General features: G+C 63.5%; 14 protein-coding genes and 1 tRNA gene. 7 read left to right on the plus strand and 8 right to left on the minus strand.

All coding sequences use genetic code 11. The features are described 5' to 3' along the window. Nucleotides 1-33 precede the first annotated feature (33 nt). The 3 genes from AC5QPF_RS06785 to glyA all read left to right on the plus strand — a co-directional run bounded on the left by AC5QPF_RS06785 (nucleotide 34) and on the right by glyA (nucleotide 3,887). A complete protein-coding gene (locus AC5QPF_RS06785; protein WP_024889558.1) occupies nucleotides 34-1,275 on the plus strand; it encodes a benzoate/H(+) symporter BenE family transporter in 1,242 nt (413 codons plus the stop codon). A gap of 65 nt (nucleotides 1,276-1,340) precedes the next feature. Continuing rightward, nucleotides 1,341-2,573 carry an acetylornithine/succinylornithine family transaminase gene (locus tag AC5QPF_RS06790; protein WP_494962517.1) on the plus strand — a complete coding sequence of 411 codons (1,233 nt, stop codon included), beginning with the start codon at nucleotides 1,341-1,343 and terminating at the stop codon, nucleotides 2,571-2,573. A 42-nt stretch (nucleotides 2,574-2,615) separates the two neighbouring features. Further along, entirely contained in the window at nucleotides 2,616-3,887 is a 1,272-nt protein-coding gene (gene glyA / locus AC5QPF_RS06795; protein ID WP_024889556.1) for a serine hydroxymethyltransferase, read from the plus strand. 66 nt (nucleotides 3,888-3,953) lie between these two features. On the opposite strand, the gene AC5QPF_RS06800 is transcribed toward glyA, so the two are convergent. Continuing rightward, a complete protein-coding gene (locus AC5QPF_RS06800; RefSeq protein ID WP_020649361.1) occupies nucleotides 3,954-4,169 on the minus strand; it encodes a helix-turn-helix transcriptional regulator in 216 nt (71 codons plus the stop codon). A gap of 188 nt (nucleotides 4,170-4,357) precedes the next feature. Here AC5QPF_RS06800 and AC5QPF_RS06805 point away from each other — a divergent pair, with 188 nt between their 5' ends. After that, nucleotides 4,358-4,981 carry a LysR family substrate-binding domain-containing protein gene (locus AC5QPF_RS06805; protein ID WP_020649360.1) on the plus strand — a complete coding sequence of 208 codons (624 nt, stop codon included), beginning with the start codon at nucleotides 4,358-4,360 and terminating at the stop codon, nucleotides 4,979-4,981. 27 nt (nucleotides 4,982-5,008) lie between these two features. Here AC5QPF_RS06805 and AC5QPF_RS06810 read toward each other — a convergent pair whose 3' ends face one another. The 6 genes from AC5QPF_RS06810 to AC5QPF_RS06835 form a co-directional block, all read right to left on the minus strand. Further along, nucleotides 5,009-6,937, minus strand: coding sequence for a tyrosine-type recombinase/integrase (locus AC5QPF_RS06810; RefSeq protein ID WP_500862557.1), 1,929 nt, complete (start codon nucleotides 6,935-6,937; stop codon nucleotides 5,009-5,011). 235 nt (nucleotides 6,938-7,172) lie between these two features. Beyond that, a tRNA-Gly gene (locus AC5QPF_RS06815) sits at nucleotides 7,173-7,246 on the minus strand. A 148-nt stretch (nucleotides 7,247-7,394) separates the two neighbouring features. Next, nucleotides 7,395-8,276 (minus strand): alpha/beta fold hydrolase, encoded by an 882-nt coding sequence (locus AC5QPF_RS06820; RefSeq protein WP_494962518.1) that lies wholly within the window; start codon nucleotides 8,274-8,276, stop codon nucleotides 7,395-7,397. Nucleotides 8,277-8,600: 324 nt separating this feature from the next. Next, complete coding sequence (locus AC5QPF_RS06825) at nucleotides 8,601-9,293, minus strand: pseudouridine synthase (protein ID WP_494962519.1); 693 nt, start codon at nucleotides 9,291-9,293, stop codon at nucleotides 8,601-8,603. A 195-nt stretch (nucleotides 9,294-9,488) separates the two neighbouring features. After that, complete coding sequence (locus AC5QPF_RS06830; RefSeq protein ID WP_494962520.1) at nucleotides 9,489-9,710, minus strand: cysteine-rich CWC family protein; 222 nt, start codon at nucleotides 9,708-9,710, stop codon at nucleotides 9,489-9,491. After that, on the minus strand, nucleotides 9,703-11,190 hold the full coding sequence (locus AC5QPF_RS06835; RefSeq protein WP_494962521.1) for a diguanylate cyclase: 1,488 nt from the start codon (nucleotides 11,188-11,190) through the stop codon (nucleotides 9,703-9,705). Before AC5QPF_RS06835 ends, AC5QPF_RS06830 begins: the two co-directional genes overlap by 8 nt. Here AC5QPF_RS06835 and AC5QPF_RS06840 point away from each other — a divergent pair. Further along, nucleotides 11,189-11,326: a hypothetical protein gene (locus AC5QPF_RS06840; protein ID WP_494962522.1), complete on the plus strand. Its 138-nt coding sequence runs from the start codon at nucleotides 11,189-11,191 to the stop codon at nucleotides 11,324-11,326. The genes AC5QPF_RS06835 and AC5QPF_RS06840 overlap by 2 nt on opposite strands. 79 nt (nucleotides 11,327-11,405) lie before the next feature. After that, complete coding sequence (locus AC5QPF_RS06845) at nucleotides 11,406-11,843, plus strand: hypothetical protein (protein WP_494962523.1); 438 nt, start codon at nucleotides 11,406-11,408, stop codon at nucleotides 11,841-11,843. A gap of 16 nt (nucleotides 11,844-11,859) precedes the next feature. Here the strand turns inward: AC5QPF_RS06845 and dspII are convergent, their stop codons facing one another. Further along, entirely contained in the window at nucleotides 11,860-12,966 is a 1,107-nt protein-coding gene (dspII, locus tag AC5QPF_RS06850) for an enoyl-CoA hydratase/isomerase DspII (protein WP_494962524.1), read from the minus strand. Between the two features lie 129 nt (nucleotides 12,967-13,095). Here dspII and ung point away from each other — a divergent pair, with 129 nt between their 5' ends. Next, nucleotides 13,096-13,788, plus strand: coding sequence for a uracil-DNA glycosylase (gene ung / locus AC5QPF_RS06855; protein ID WP_494962525.1), 693 nt, complete (start codon nucleotides 13,096-13,098; stop codon nucleotides 13,786-13,788). Nucleotides 13,789-13,867 lie beyond the last annotated feature (79 nt).

Below are 13,867 nucleotides of genomic sequence, written 5' to 3' on the forward strand. Positions count from 1 at the left end.
TTTCATCCCCATGCCAGGAGCCCAATTCAGATCATGCCGTCGGATCCTTCAGCTTCGCCCGTTCGTTGGAACGATCTCACCCATCCCGTCGTGGCCGGACTGATTTCGGTCATCGTCAACTATGGCGGCACTTTCATCCTGGTGTTCCAGGCAGCCAAGGTCGCGGGCCTGAGCCCGGAGCTGACGGCCTCGTGGGTGTGGTCGATTTCCATTGGCGTGGGCGTGACAGGCATCATTTTGAGCTGGGTATCCCGCGAACCGATCATCACCGCCTGGTCCACGCCGGCAGCGGCGTTTCTGGTCACAGCACTGGCAACCACACCTTATGCCGAGGCCGTCGGGGCATACCTGATCTCGGCTGCCGCCTTTGTGCTGCTGGGCCTGTCGGGTTGGTTCGAGCGCGTTATCCGTTTGATACCGCCAGGCGTGGCTGCCGGGCTGCTGGCCGGCATCCTGCTGCAATTCGGCACTGGCGCCTTCGGCGGCTTGAGCGTCGATCCGCTGCTGGCGGGACTGCTGATCGCCGCCTATCTGGTGTTCAAGCGCTTTTCCGCGCGCTATGCGGTGGTGGGCATCCTGGTGCTGGGATTGGTATTCCTGCTGGCGCAGGGCCGCGTCGATCTGTCGGGACTGAGCCTGAAACTGGCCGCGCCGGTGTTCACCATGCCCGCGTTCTCGCTCAACGCCTTGTTGAGCGTGGCGTTGCCGCTGTTCCTCATTACCCTGACCGGGCAGTACATGCCGGGCATGCTGGTATTGCGCAATGACGGCTTCAAGACCAGCGCCAACCCCATCGTGACCATCACGGGCCTGGGTTCGCTGCTGATGGCGCCGTTCGGTTCGCACGCCTTCAACATCGCGGCGATCACCGCCGCCATCTGCACGGGCCGGGAGGCACACGAAGACCCGTCCAGGCGTTGGATCGCGGGGATGGCCGCTGGGGTGTTCTACGTTCTGATCGGCGTGTTCGGGGTGACGTTGGCCGCGGTCTTCATGGCCTTCCCGGCGACCTTCATCACCACGCTGGCGGGCCTGGCCCTGCTGGGGACGATCGGCGGCAGCCTAGCCACCGCCATGTCCGATGCCAGGACCCGGGAAGCCTCACTGATCACGTTTCTGGCGGCCGCCGCCAACATCACCCTGCTGGGCATTGGCGGGGCGTTCTGGGGGTTGGTGCTAGGGCTGGCGGCGCATGCTGTGCTCAACGGGCGGGTGCTGCTGCGGGTACGTACATCGGTCATTACGCCTACGCCTGCAAACGAGAGGGTGAAGTGATGACCGAGGCTTTCAACACACGGACTGACGGTTGCGCCAACCGTGCCGAATTCGAGGAATCTCCCATGCAGACGACCGGCCCTCACCTGATGCGCGCCTACGCCCGCCAACCTGTCTCTTTCGTGCGCGGTAACGGCGCGCGGCTCTGGGACGATCAGGGTGTGGAGTACCTAGATGCCATTGCCGGTGTCGCGGTTACCAGCCTGGGTCATGCCCACCCGGAAATCGCGGCCGTCATCGCCGAACAGGCCGGGGCGCTGCTGCACACTTCCAACGTGTTCCGCATCGACTGGCAGGAGCAGTTGGGGGAACGCCTGTGTGCGCTGACCGGGATGGAAAGCGCCTTCTTCTGCAACTCGGGTGCGGAAGCCAACGAAACCGCCCTCAAGTTGGCCAGGCTGCATGCCCATCGCAGGCAGGTGGCACGACCGCAGATCCTAGTCATGGGCAACGCCTTCCATGGCCGCACGCTGGCCACGCTCGCCGCCACAGACAACGCGGCCAACCAGCAGGGTTTCGGGCCGTTGCTGCCTGGCTTTCTGCGTGCTCCCTACGGTGATATCAGCGCGGTACGCCAGGCGGCAGAACAATCCCCGGACATCGTGGCGGTGTTGATCGAATCTGTACAGGGCGAGGGCGGCATTCGGGTGGCCAGTGCCGAATACTTGCGCGAACTGCGCGCTTTATGCGACCAGAGGGACTGGTTGCTGATGCTCGACGAGATCCAGGCCGGCATGGGGCGCACCGGCGCGTGGTTCGGATACTCGCACGCGGGCATCTCACCGGATGTGGTGACCCTGGCGAAAGCGCTGGGCAATGGCTTTCCCATCGGCGCGTGCCTGGCGCGCGGTATTGCGGCAGACCTGTTCTCGCCGGGCCAGCACGGCTCGACCTTCGGCGGCAATCCGCTGGCTTGCCGGGTGGCCTGCACCGTCCTCGACATCATGGCCCGTGACAGGATGCCCGAGCGCGCCATGGTGCTGGGCGCTCGCTTGCTGGTGGGCCTGCGCAAGGCGCTGGCAGGTCACCCGCACGTCCTCGCCATTCGCGGCCTGGGACTGATGGTGGGTATCGAACTGGACCGGCCCTGCAAGGAACTAGTTGGGCGCGCGCTGGCTGAGCAGCGCCTGCTCATCACCGTGACCCGAGACACCGTGATCAGGCTATTGCCACCATTCGTTTGCGACGAGCGTCAGATTGACGACATCGTGGTGCGTGTAACGCGCCTGCTTTCATCGGACCTGGTTGATTGCGAGGTTTGGTCTGTTCCGGCTCAGCCGATGGACATCACCGTATGACGTCCAACCCCAACCGCTATCCGCCCGACCAGGACGCACACCATGTATGACACTTCTGTTGCCCTCGCCGATTTCGACCCGGAACTTGCCCTGGCAGTCCACCACGAAGCGCGCCGTCAGGAGGATCATGTCGAACTGATCGCCTCCGAGAACTACGCGAGCCCTTTGGTGATGGCCATCCAGAATTCGGTGTTCACCAACAAGTACGCCGAGGGTTACCCAGGCAAGCGCTACTACAGCGGCTGCGAGCATGTGGACGTGGCCGAACGCTTAGCCATCGAGCGGCTCAAGGTGCTATTCGACTGTGATTGGGCCAACGTCCAGCCCCATGCCGGCGCCCAGGCCAACGCAGCCGTGTTTCTGGCGCTGGCCAACCCCGGCGATACCGTGATGGGCATGAACTTGGCTCAGGGTGGCCACCTGACCCACGGTAACCCATCCAACTTCTCCGGCCGCCATTACAAGATCGTGCCTTATGGACTCGACCCCCTAACCGGGCTGATTGACTACGACGAGATGGAGCGCATCGCGATGCAGGCACGGCCGAAACTGCTGATCGGCGGCTTCTCCGCCTATTCGCGGCACAAGGACTGGGCACGCATGCGCGCCATCGCCGACAGGGCGGGTGCCATCTTCTGGGTGGACATGGCCCATGTCGCCGGCCTGGTGGCGACAGGCGAGTATCCTGACCCGTTGCCCCACGCTCACGTGGTCACCAGCACCACCCATAAGACCCTGCGCGGCCCGCGTGGCGGTATCATTCTCTCGAAAGGGCAGGACGAGGGCCTTTACAGAAAGCTCGACTCCGCCGTATTCCCCGGCGTCCAGGGCGGGCCGCTGATGCATGTTATCGCCGCCAAGGCGGTGGCGTTCAAGGAGGCGCTGCAACCTGCATTCAAGGCCTACCAGCGCCAGGTGGTGGCGAACGCTCGCGCCATGGCCGCCGTGATCCAGCAGCGCGGCCACAAAATCGTTTCGGGCGGTACCGACAATCACCTGATGCTGATCGACCTGTCCGCCAGGCCCTACACCGGTAAGGATGCGGACGCGGCGCTGGCCGATGCCTGGATCACCACCAACAAGAACAGCGTGCCGGGCGACCCGCGTTCGCCGTTTGTGACCTCTGGCGTGCGCATCGGCACGCCCGCCGTGACCACGCGCGGCTTCGGCGTGGCCGAGTGCGAGGAACTGGCCGGCTGGTTGTGCGACGTGCTGGATGCATTGGAAACCGGTGGTGTTGGATTAATTGCCGTGCGGGATCGAGTAAGACAGCAGGTGGCGGATCTGTGCCGTCGCCATCCCGTCTATCGATAGGTAATCACTGACGGCAATGCGGCGCCTGCGTACTACCTCGTTGTAGGTGAGAGGCGAAACGCCGACCTAGACAGCGTCTTCCTGTTTTTCGGACAGTTGCGCCTCGGTCGCAGCCATCAGTGCCGCGGCCGAGCAACCCAGCCCCTTCGCGATCCGCAGGATCAACACTAGCGTGGGCATGTGCTCGCCGCGCTCGATCTTGCCCATGTGCGATCGCGCGATACCCGCCTGTTCCGCCAGCACCTCCTGCGCCAGCGCCTTCGCGGACCGTGCCTCGCGCACGGCAACGCCGAAAGCGCGCGCTGGCTCGCTTTCATAGGTTCTTGTTCCCGCAGGTCTCCCGCGTTGCACTGATCGCTTCTGCATCAACAGAAGCGTCACGTTTCACGCGAATTTAAACCACGTTAAACTTATCTCATTGACCGATGGCACGCGGTTTTTTCCAGTGTCGGCGTTGTGCGGGTGACACGATGATCGCTTCCGATCCTTTGAACATTGCCCTGTCGGACTGCCTGGCCTATCCCAGGTTGTCGGTACCGATGGCGGTACACCGTCGGCGCTATCCGGACAACCCGATTCGTCTTCACGAAGAGCGCTTGGAGGATCAGCATCGAGGACTGCTCGCGGGGGCTTTCGAGGCAGGCCTCTGCCAATCGCCCGCAGCCCCTGAAGGCATCGATGTCCGACCCGTCTGGCGCGATGCGCTGGCATTGGCCGTGTCGGCCCATCACCCCTTGCTGGCCTTTGCGTCAGTGTCCCTGGAGCAGGCGGCCGACCACCATTGGATCGCCCTGGATGGGCGCGACTGTGTCGGCTACTGTGGGCAAATCGACTCACTGCTGACGGCAGCCGGCGTCGTCCCCTCGGCCGTCACGACGGCCACATCGTTCGGGTTGATGATGACCTTGGTGGCCGCCGGCTACGGTGTCTGCTTGGCACCCGCCACCCGCATTGAGGGCCATCGTTCCCTTGGCGTTGTCCAGCGTCCCTTGCAAGAGGGCGCGCTGACGCTCACCACGTACTTCCTGAGCCGTCGAGATACGGGCAGCGCCCGCCTGGAGCCGTTCTTCCACGCGCTCCAGGCAAGCGCCTGACCGAACTTCGGCGCGCCCCTGGCTTGATCAGTCTCCGGGCGCCACTTCGGCGGCATCGGCAGCGACGGCTTCGCGCACCAGCCGCTGCACGCTTTGCCGGACCTGCTCAGGGAACTCTGTCGTCACGACTGGCTCGCTCGCCTGCATGCACTGTGCGGCCACCAGCCGCGCGGCAAGGTGCAGGTTCGTTGGGTTGACGGCTTCGATGGCCGGCCGTGTCCCGAGAGCCTCGTACGAGCGCAGGAGTGCGTGGTAGATGTCCCAGGTGTCGACGCCCCGTGGCAGTTGCTTCAGGACAGACTGGACCAGCCTGCGCTTGAGCGGATCGAGCTGCCAGTCTGGCACGCGCTGCCCGCGGTGCCCCATGTGGATCGACAGCAGGTTGCCGGCCTGGATCTCGTAGGTGATCCAGCGGCGCGACTTGCCCGCGAGCTTGGCGTAGTCCGCCACCGAGAGGTTGTGCGGCGCCTCGAAGGTCTCCAGCACCTGCAGGCGTCCGCGCTGCACCTCCGACAGGCGCGGCCGCGCGTACTCGGGCATGCGCACGGCCGACAGCCGCTGCACCGATGCCGGCGCTTCGGGTTGGTTGGACGTCGGCGCGGTCACGATCAGCTGCGGCGCGGTGAGGTCGACCACCGGCGGCTGCACGGCCGCCTGGCCGGCGATGGTCGGCAGGCCCTGGAGCGTGATGGTCAGATGCCGGCTGGCAACCTCGACCTGGTTCTGCTCGAACAGGTCCAGGCGATCAGCCCAGTCCTGCATCATGACGCGGCGTTGCTCGACGTATTCGGCATGGTTGTAGGTCGCGCTGATCTTGTCTGGATCGGCATGCGATAGCTGGGCATCCACCCATTTCTTCGGGTAGCCGAGTTCGTTCAGCGCCGTCGAGATCGTCGCCCGGATGCCATGCCCCGTGAGCTGGTCCTCGTAGCCCATGCGCTTGAGCGCGGCGTTGAGCGTGTTCTCGCTGATCGGGTTCTTCAGGCACCAGTCGCCTGGGATGAGATGGACCTGGGCAGGCTTGCATTGGTCCAACAGGTGGCGAACGATCTCCTGCGCCTGCACCGACAGCGGCACGATGTAGGGCGGGATGTCGATGAGACGCTTGCGCTTCTTCTTGGTCAGCAGCGCGCGCTGCTTGAGCCTGGCCACCGGGATGACCCACAGGCCCCGGTCGAGGTCGAACTGATCGGGCGTGGCGAAGCGAAGCTCGCCGGTGCGCACACCAGTGAGCATCAGCAGCCGGATGCCCAACTGCGTGTTCAGGCGCCCGCGGTACTTGCGCAGTGTCTGCAGCATAACCGGCAGCTCGTGCATGCGCAGGAACGGGTTGTGTTCGACAGGCGGCAACGGCAGCGCGACCACTTCCAGGTCCCTGGACGGGTTATCGCCCATGTTGGGAATCGCCACCGTGGCGTAGGTGAACAACTGGGTGAACCAGGTCCTCAGCTTCTCGGCCACGGACAGCGAGCCGCGCTTCTCCACCTTGCCGATGATGTCCAGCAGGTGCGCGCGGGTGATTTCGTAGATGGTCAGGTGCCGTAGCGAGGGGAACACATCTTTCTTGAAGACGCGCCCGATCTGTTCCAGGCTGGTCTGCCGTCCTTCCTCCAGCGAGAGCCGGCGATGGGCCAGCCATTGCTCGTAGACGGCCATGAAGGTGTGCTCGCCGGCCAGGACGATCGCGTGCCGCTTGCGCTTGCGTTCGCTGTGGGGATTGACGCCCTTGGCGAGCAGCGAGCGGGCTTCATCGCGAAGTGCACGGGCGTCCTTCAGGGAAAGCGCCGGATAGTTGCCTAGGGTGATGCGCTCACGCTTGCCAAACCACGAATAGCGGAAGTGCCAAGCCTTGGTGCCGATGGCGGAAACGTAGAGATAGAGGCCGTCGAAGTCGGCCAGTGCGTATGGCTTGCCGGTGGACTTGGCCTGCCGGGCCATGAGGTCTGAAAGCATGATCCCAACTCCATGAAAGCGAGTTGAGTGCCATGTTTCCCATCGGACCTCGGCTCCTCCAGCAACAATGCGGCAGGGGAAGTTCGCGCATTGTTTGGGCCACTTTTTGTACCAGTTTGGGCCGGCCGTCAGTGGATTTCGCTGGACGTCACTGGAACGGCTTTTCTGGAAAAGCCGAACCGTGACAATGACTTGCAACACTCCATGGACGTCCTTGGAACACCATGGAAAGCTGAAGTGGAGCGGGTGAAGGGAATCGAACCCTCGTTATCAGCTTGGGAAGCTGGAGTAATGCCATTATACGACACCCGCTTGCAGGGCCACTTTGTACCAGAATCGCGAAACGATTTGAAGCCTTTATCGATCTTGCGTGCGTGCGACCCGTAGCGCCAGGGCGGTGATCTCGTTTGGCCGGGTTAGCCGTCGATCCCGCTGGCCGGGCTACAGGTGCCCGTTTCCTTCAGATGGCCAATGCATGCTGGCCTTGCACGTACTGGTAGCGCGGGCGGTGTTCACGCTGCGGCTTGAGGAAGTCGATCAGCACGTCGCGGGTGTCGCGGCAGGCGGATTTGTTTTCCATGTCCAGGAAGTGCCCGGCACCACGGATCTCGCGAAAGTGCGAATTGCGCACATGACGGGAGAACTGCCGCGCGTCTTCGATGGTGGTGTACTCGTCCAGGTCGCCATTGACGAACAGCACCGGGATATCGATGGCCCTGGCCGCGTGCAGTGCCTTCTCCAGGTCATGGTCGAGCACCTGGTGGATGTGGAAGTGCATCTGCGCGTATTCGTGGTTGTCCAGGCTGCTGACATGCCGGTAGTTGAAACGCTTGAACAGCGGCGGCAGGTACTTGCCGATGGTGTCGTTGACCAGGTTGCCGACCTGGTAGCGATCGCATTCGCTGAGGTACTTCGAGCCGCGCTCGAGGTAGTCGCGCATCGGTTCGTTGATCACCGGCGAGAACGAACTGACCACCGCCCGCTCGATGCGCCGTGGCTTGTGGGCCAGGGCCATGAGGGTGCAGGCGCCGCCCCAGGAGAACGACATGACCTGGTCGGCGGCGAAGTGGTCGATCAGCTCCAGGAGGATCTGCCCCTCGGTTTCCTTGCTCAGCAGGCGCTCATGGTGGTTGTGGGGCTTGGACTTGCCGGCGTACGGCTGGTCGTAGAGCACCACGTTGAATTGCGGATGAAGATTGCGCACCGCCTGGGCGAACGACGCCGTGGTGGCGAGCGAGCCGTTGATCAGGATGATCGTCTTCTCGGCTTCTTGCGAACGGTAGAACTCCGTGTAAACCCGGTACTGCCCCTGTATATCCAGCACAGCGATTTCTGGCCTCATGTCATCGACTCCTGGCGCAAAAAATGGGTATCCGTCCAAGCAAGCTTGCACGTTCTATGTGACAGGTAGGCATACGCCTTAGAGTGAATCGAGGGCCCCTTGTCGATCCGTTCACGCATGGTCGACGGGTATTGTTATAGGCGGGCGATTTCACCGGACGCCCGCGCTTCGAGGTGCGGGTCACCGGCAAAAAGGTGTCTTGGACTGCGGATGTGACCAATGAGTCACATGAAGACCGACGATTCGATTCAAGCAGTCGATCGCGGATGCCGCAAGTGCCGTTCGGGCAATTTGCGCAAATTTTTTACCCGACGGTCGGCGACGTCAGATCGGCAGGATTTCGTCGGAGCGCAGGGCGCGGTACTGGCCGGGGGCAAGCTGCGGGTCCAGTATCAGGGGACCCATGCTTTCACGATGCAGGCGCACGACCTTGTTGTCGTAGTGGCCGAACATGCGCTTCACCTGGTGATAGCGCCCCTCGACGATGCTCAGCCGGGCACTGTGGCTGCCCAGCGGAATCAGTTCAGCGGGCTGCGTGGTCAGGTCTTCGAAGGCGAAATAGAAACCCTCGCGGAAACGCTCGACGTAACCGGCTTCGATCGGCTGTTCGGTCTCGACGTAGTAGACCTTGGGCAGCTTGGTCTGCGGCTGGGTCAGGCGGCGCGACCACTGGCCGTCGTTGGTCAGGATCAGCAGGCCGGTGGTGTTGAAGTCGAGGCGCCCGGCGATATGCAGGTCGTCCTTGTCCGGCTCGTCGATCAGGTCGAGCACCGTCGGGTGCTCGGGGTCGCGGGTGGCGCTGACGCAGCCGGCGGGCTTGTGCAGCATGAAGTAGCGCGCCGGCCGTCCGGCTTGCAGCACCTGGTCATCGACCTCGACGCGGCTGAACACCCGCACCTCGTGCTTCGGATCAGCGACCGCCACGCCATCCACCCGCACGCGGCGTTCCACCAGCAGCAGACGCACTTGCTGGCGATTGAAGCAGGGCAGGTTGGCGAGGAAACGGTCGAGGCGCATGGCGAGGGGCAGAGCTGGAAAAATGGGGGGCAGTCTAGTGTGGTATTTCACAAATAACGACCATAACTCGCGGCGCTTTTTGCGCTCATGCTGCGTTGTCGCTCCTCGCCGTAGCTGGGCTACGACTCGTCGCGCCGCCTTGCCTGAGCGCAAAAATCACTCGCGACTTATTGGTCGTATTTGCAAAACACCACACTAGCGCTTCGGCGCGGTATCGGCAGCCTTCAGTTGCTCTTCGACCCGTGCACAGGACGGGCACAGGCAGGCGGCATTGCGTAGTTCGTCTGGCAGCGCTTCGAGCACCGCCGGATCGATGCTCACGCTGTAGCACCAACAGGCGCGGTCCGCGGTCCGCGGGTCGGCCAGGGTGCACTGGTTGCTGGCGCCACAGGCGGGGCAGCGGCGGGTGTCAGGCATGGGAATGACTCGTGGGTTCGCGGCAGACACGGTTGCGCCCGCTCTGCTTGGCGCGGTACAGCGCCTGGTCGGCGCGGGCGATCAGAGGCTGCAGGGTATCGCCGGGACCGAACGCGCTCAAGCCGATGCTGGCTGTCAGGGAGATCACCTTGCCCTCGTAGCTGAACTGGCGCTCCTCGGTGCGCTGGCGAATCTTCTCGGCGATGCTCAGGCCGCGAGCCGCGTCGGTGTCCTTGAGCAGCACGATGAACTCCTCGCCCCCCCAGCGACAGATGATATCCGCCTGGCGCAGGCTGCTTTCCAGCAGGCGGGCGAACTGGCGCAGGACTTCGTCACCGGCGAGGTGGCCGTGGGTATCGTTGAGTTCCTTGAAGTGGTCGAGGTCGATCAGCAGCGCGGTCAGCGGTTCCGGAGCGCGTTCTGCTTCGAGCAGGGCCTGGGCGGCGAGCAGGTCGAAGGCTCGGCGGTTGTGCAGGCGAGTCAGGCTGTCGAGGGTCGCCAGTTCCTGGATGCCGTCCTGGTGGCGGCGGATCATGCCGTTGATCAGCGTCAGCACCACCGCCGAGATGATCGCGCAGATCGCCAGGTTCAGGTACAGCGAGTGGCGCAGTTCATCAAGGCTGTCGCCGGCGGGCTTCTCGACGAACAGGTACAGGTCCAGTTCGGGAATGAAGCGCACGTTGAGGAAATGGCTTTCGCCGTCACGCTGGTATTCGCGGCTGCCGGTGCTCGGGGTCGGCATGCGCGCGATGAGTCCGGCCAGCGCTGGAACCTCCTGCAGCAAGGTGCCAGCGCGGGCGCCGTCGGGACCACCAGAGGCCCCGGTAAGGACGATTCGCCCGCGTGGATCGACGAAGTACACCGAGCGCTGGTAGCGCAACTGGTAGGTGTCGATCAGCTTGACCACCGCATCCACCGTCAGGCCCACGCCAGCGGCGCCGATGAAGTGCTCGTCGTAGTCGAACACCTTGTAGTTGATGAAGACGGTCAGGCGATCCTGGTTGGCCATGTCCAGGTCGACGTTGATCTCGTAGGGCTCCTGCATCTTGCGCACCCGGGCGTACCAGCGGTCGCGCTCGCTGTCGAGGTCGATGTGCTTGAGGATGCCTTTGGCCTGGTAATAGATGCCGCTGTTTTCCGAGACGAAGAACGCGGTGTAGGCCCGTTGCTGGCGAGCCACTTCGCCGAGGTAGCGGGTGACCTGCTCCGGGTCCCGCTCGCCGGCGATGGCCCAGTCGCGCAGGAAGGTGTTCTGCGCCAGCATCGCCGAGACGGTGATGGGCCGGATCAGGTCCTTCTGGATCTCCGAATAGACGGTATCCGAGGTCAGCGGCAGCTCGGTGTTGACGATGTTGTCGCGGATCGAGCCGAGGGAGGCGTAATAGCTGATCAGCGTGGTCGAAAGGAAGCCGCAGCCGAGTAGAACCAGCAGTGTCAGCAGCAAGGACCGTTGCGAAAACAGGGCGGAACGAAGGGGCATGGCAATCCCGGAGGGCGGCGAACCGATTGCCTCTATTCTAGAGGGGGCGGAAAAAAATAACTGGACGATTTTTAAGGATAAGATGCCTATTACAAATTGTTGCGGCATCGCACTGCACGACCTTTTTATTGTCTGATTCTGTGTCGATCAACGCTTGCCGATCGACGCCGACCAGCGCCGCTGGGAATGGCAGTTTCGCGGTCCAGGAGGCCGCCATGTATCGCCGACTTGCTCTGCTTGCCGTATTGGGTTCGCTGATCACCGCCTGTGTGCCGTATGGAGGGTCCAGCTACTACCGAACCGACGTCTATTCCGTGGACCGTTATTCCTATCCCGCTTATCCGTACAACCGTGGCTACTACGTAGTTCCGTCGCAGCCTCGCTACTACGCGCCGGCACCGCGTTACTACCGTCCCGCCCCGGTGCCGTACTACCGCCCGGCACCACCGGTTCGTGGTGGCTGGGACGCCCGCTACAACGGTCCGGGTCGTCCGGACAACCATGGCTGGGACCGCGGCCACGACCGGGGTGACTACCGTGGCGACAATCGCGGCGGCGACCGTGGTGACAACCGCGGCAATCGCGGCGACTGGCGCGGCCACCAGAACGGGCAGGGCGGCCAGGATGACCGCGGTGGCGGCCGTTATCACTGAGTGACCTCGACACCCCCTAGGCCAGGTCGGCCAGGGGGTGTCTTCCTTCCCATACCTTGCTGAAATGCGCCTCCACCACCGCCGCCGGCACCTGTGCCACTTCCGGCCAGTGCCAGCGCGGGCTGTTGTCCTTGTCCAACAGGCGGGCACGCACGCCCTCGCTGAACTCAGGGTGACGGCAGCAGTTCAGGCTCATCGCGTATTCCATCTGCAAAACCTGGCCAAGTGACAGGTAGCGCGCCCGTTCAAGCTGCTGCCAGACCAGATGGGCGGTCAGCGGGCAGCCCTTGAGCAGGGTGCGCGCGGCGCTGGCGAGCACGGTGTCCTCCTGCTGTGCCAGTTGGCCGATGGCGCGCCAGGCGCAGGCCGGGTCGCTGACGTCGAGGACCCGGTCGATGATCTCCCGGCGCGGCAGCCACTGCGCCGCCGGCAGGCTGTCGCGGGCATCCAGTTCCAGCGCCTTGAGCAGGCTGCCCAGTTGCATGGCGGTCTGTTCCTGCCAGTTCAATTGCAACAGACGGTCGATCATTTCGTCTTGCTGCTCCTCCTTCATGAAGCGATCTGCCAGGCCCAGGTCGAGGGCGTCTCGAGCGTTGATCGGCGCACCGGTCAGGCCGAGGAACAGACCGAGGCGCCCGGGCAGGCGCGAGAGGAACCAGCTACCACCGACATCCGGGTACAGGCCGATACTGATTTCCGGCATTGCCAGCCGGCTCGATGGCGTGACGATGCGTACGCCTGCACCCTGCAGCAGGCCCATACCGCCACCGAGCACATGGCCATGGCCCCAGCACAGCAAGGGTTTCGAATAATGGTGCAGCAAGTAATCGAGACGGTATTCGGCGGCAAAGAAGGTCGCCGCCAGTGCCGGTACTTCGCCGGGATGGGTGCGACAGGCCTCCACCAGCGCACGCACCTCACCCCCGGCGCAGAAGGCCTTGGCGCCGCTGCCGCGCAGCAGCACGCAGACGATCCCCGGATCCAGCGCCCAGGCCCGCAAGTGCGTGCCCAGTTGCTCGATCATCGGCAGCGACAGGGCATTCAGGCTGGCGGGTGCATCCAGGGTGGCGATGGCCAGGCGCGCGCCGTCGACACCGGTAAGCACTTCGAACTGCACGGACATGGACAACCTCGCTCATGAAGACCCGACAAGTATGGTCGCTGGGGCGGATCGTGCAGGTTGCCGGTCGGATCGATTGACAAGCGCGGACAGCTTTCCTAGTGTCCGCCCCATTGTTCAACGGATGGCCCCATGACCGACGACGACCGCATCAAGCTCGAACCCAGCTGGAAGGAAGCGCTGCGCGCCGAATTCGACCAGCCCTACATGCACGAACTGCGCGAATTCCTGCGCCAGGAAAAGGCCGCGGGCAAGGAGATCTATCCGCCGGGACCGCTGATTTTCAACGCCCTTAACACCACGCCACTGGATCAGGTCAAGGTCGTGATCCTTGGCCAGGACCCGTACCACGGGCCGGGCCAGGCCCACGGTCTGTGCTTCTCGGTGCAACCTGGGGTGCCCACGCCGCCGTCGCTGGTCAACATCTACAAGGAACTGCAGCGTGACCTCAACATCGAGATCCCGCGTCACGGCTACCTGCAGTCCTGGGCCGAACAGGGCGTGCTGTTGCTCAACACCACCATGACCGTGGAGCGCGCCAACGCCGCGTCCCATGCCAACAAGGGCTGGCAGTTCTTCACCGACCGGATCATCCAGGTAGTCAGCGAGCACCAGCCCAACACGGTGTTCCTGCTCTGGGGCTCCCATGCGCAGAGCAAGCGCAAGCTGATCGATGCCAGCAAGCACCTGGTACTGACTTCGGTGCACCCTTCGCCGCTGTCGGCCTATCGAGGCTTCCTGGGTTGCGGACATTTCAGTCGGACCAACAAGTTCCTCGAACAGAATGGATTGGCGCCGATTGACTGGCAGGTTCCGCCGATTTGAGGTGTTTTCCGAACACTTGAACGACCCGGCACACGCCGGGTTTTTTTATGCCTACCTGATATTTTTGTCAGTTTCGCAA

The organism is Pseudomonas sp. Con_6, from assembly GCF_059379395.1.

Excerpts from the sequence above, each read along its gene's own strand:
- AC5QPF_RS06790 (WP_494962517.1), top strand. The coding sequence starts at position 1,341 with ATGCAGACGACCGGCCCTCACCTGATGCGCGCCTACGCCCGCCAACCT.
- glyA (WP_024889556.1), top strand. The coding sequence starts at position 2,616 with ATGTATGACACTTCTGTTGCCCTCGCCGATTTCGACCCGGAACTTGCC.
- AC5QPF_RS06785 (WP_024889558.1), top strand. The coding sequence starts at position 34 with ATGCCGTCGGATCCTTCAGCTTCGCCCGTTCGTTGGAACGATCTCACC.
- AC5QPF_RS06835 (WP_494962521.1), bottom strand. The coding sequence starts at position 11,190 with ATGCCCCTTCGTTCCGCCCTGTTTTCGCAACGGTCCTTGCTGCTGACA.
- ung (WP_494962525.1), top strand. The coding sequence starts at position 13,096 with ATGACCGACGACGACCGCATCAAGCTCGAACCCAGCTGGAAGGAAGCG.
- AC5QPF_RS06840 (WP_494962522.1), top strand. The coding sequence starts at position 11,189 with ATGGCAATCCCGGAGGGCGGCGAACCGATTGCCTCTATTCTAGAGGGG.
- AC5QPF_RS06820 (WP_494962518.1), bottom strand. The coding sequence starts at position 8,276 with ATGAGGCCAGAAATCGCTGTGCTGGATATACAGGGGCAGTACCGGGTT.
- dspII (WP_494962524.1), bottom strand. The coding sequence starts at position 12,966 with ATGTCCGTGCAGTTCGAAGTGCTTACCGGTGTCGACGGCGCGCGCCTG.
- AC5QPF_RS06830 (WP_494962520.1), bottom strand. The coding sequence starts at position 9,710 with ATGCCTGACACCCGCCGCTGCCCCGCCTGTGGCGCCAGCAACCAGTGC.
- AC5QPF_RS06805 (WP_020649360.1), top strand. The coding sequence starts at position 4,358 with ATGATCGCTTCCGATCCTTTGAACATTGCCCTGTCGGACTGCCTGGCC.
- AC5QPF_RS06845 (WP_494962523.1), top strand. The coding sequence starts at position 11,406 with ATGTATCGCCGACTTGCTCTGCTTGCCGTATTGGGTTCGCTGATCACC.
- AC5QPF_RS06825 (WP_494962519.1), bottom strand. The coding sequence starts at position 9,293 with ATGCGCCTCGACCGTTTCCTCGCCAACCTGCCCTGCTTCAATCGCCAG.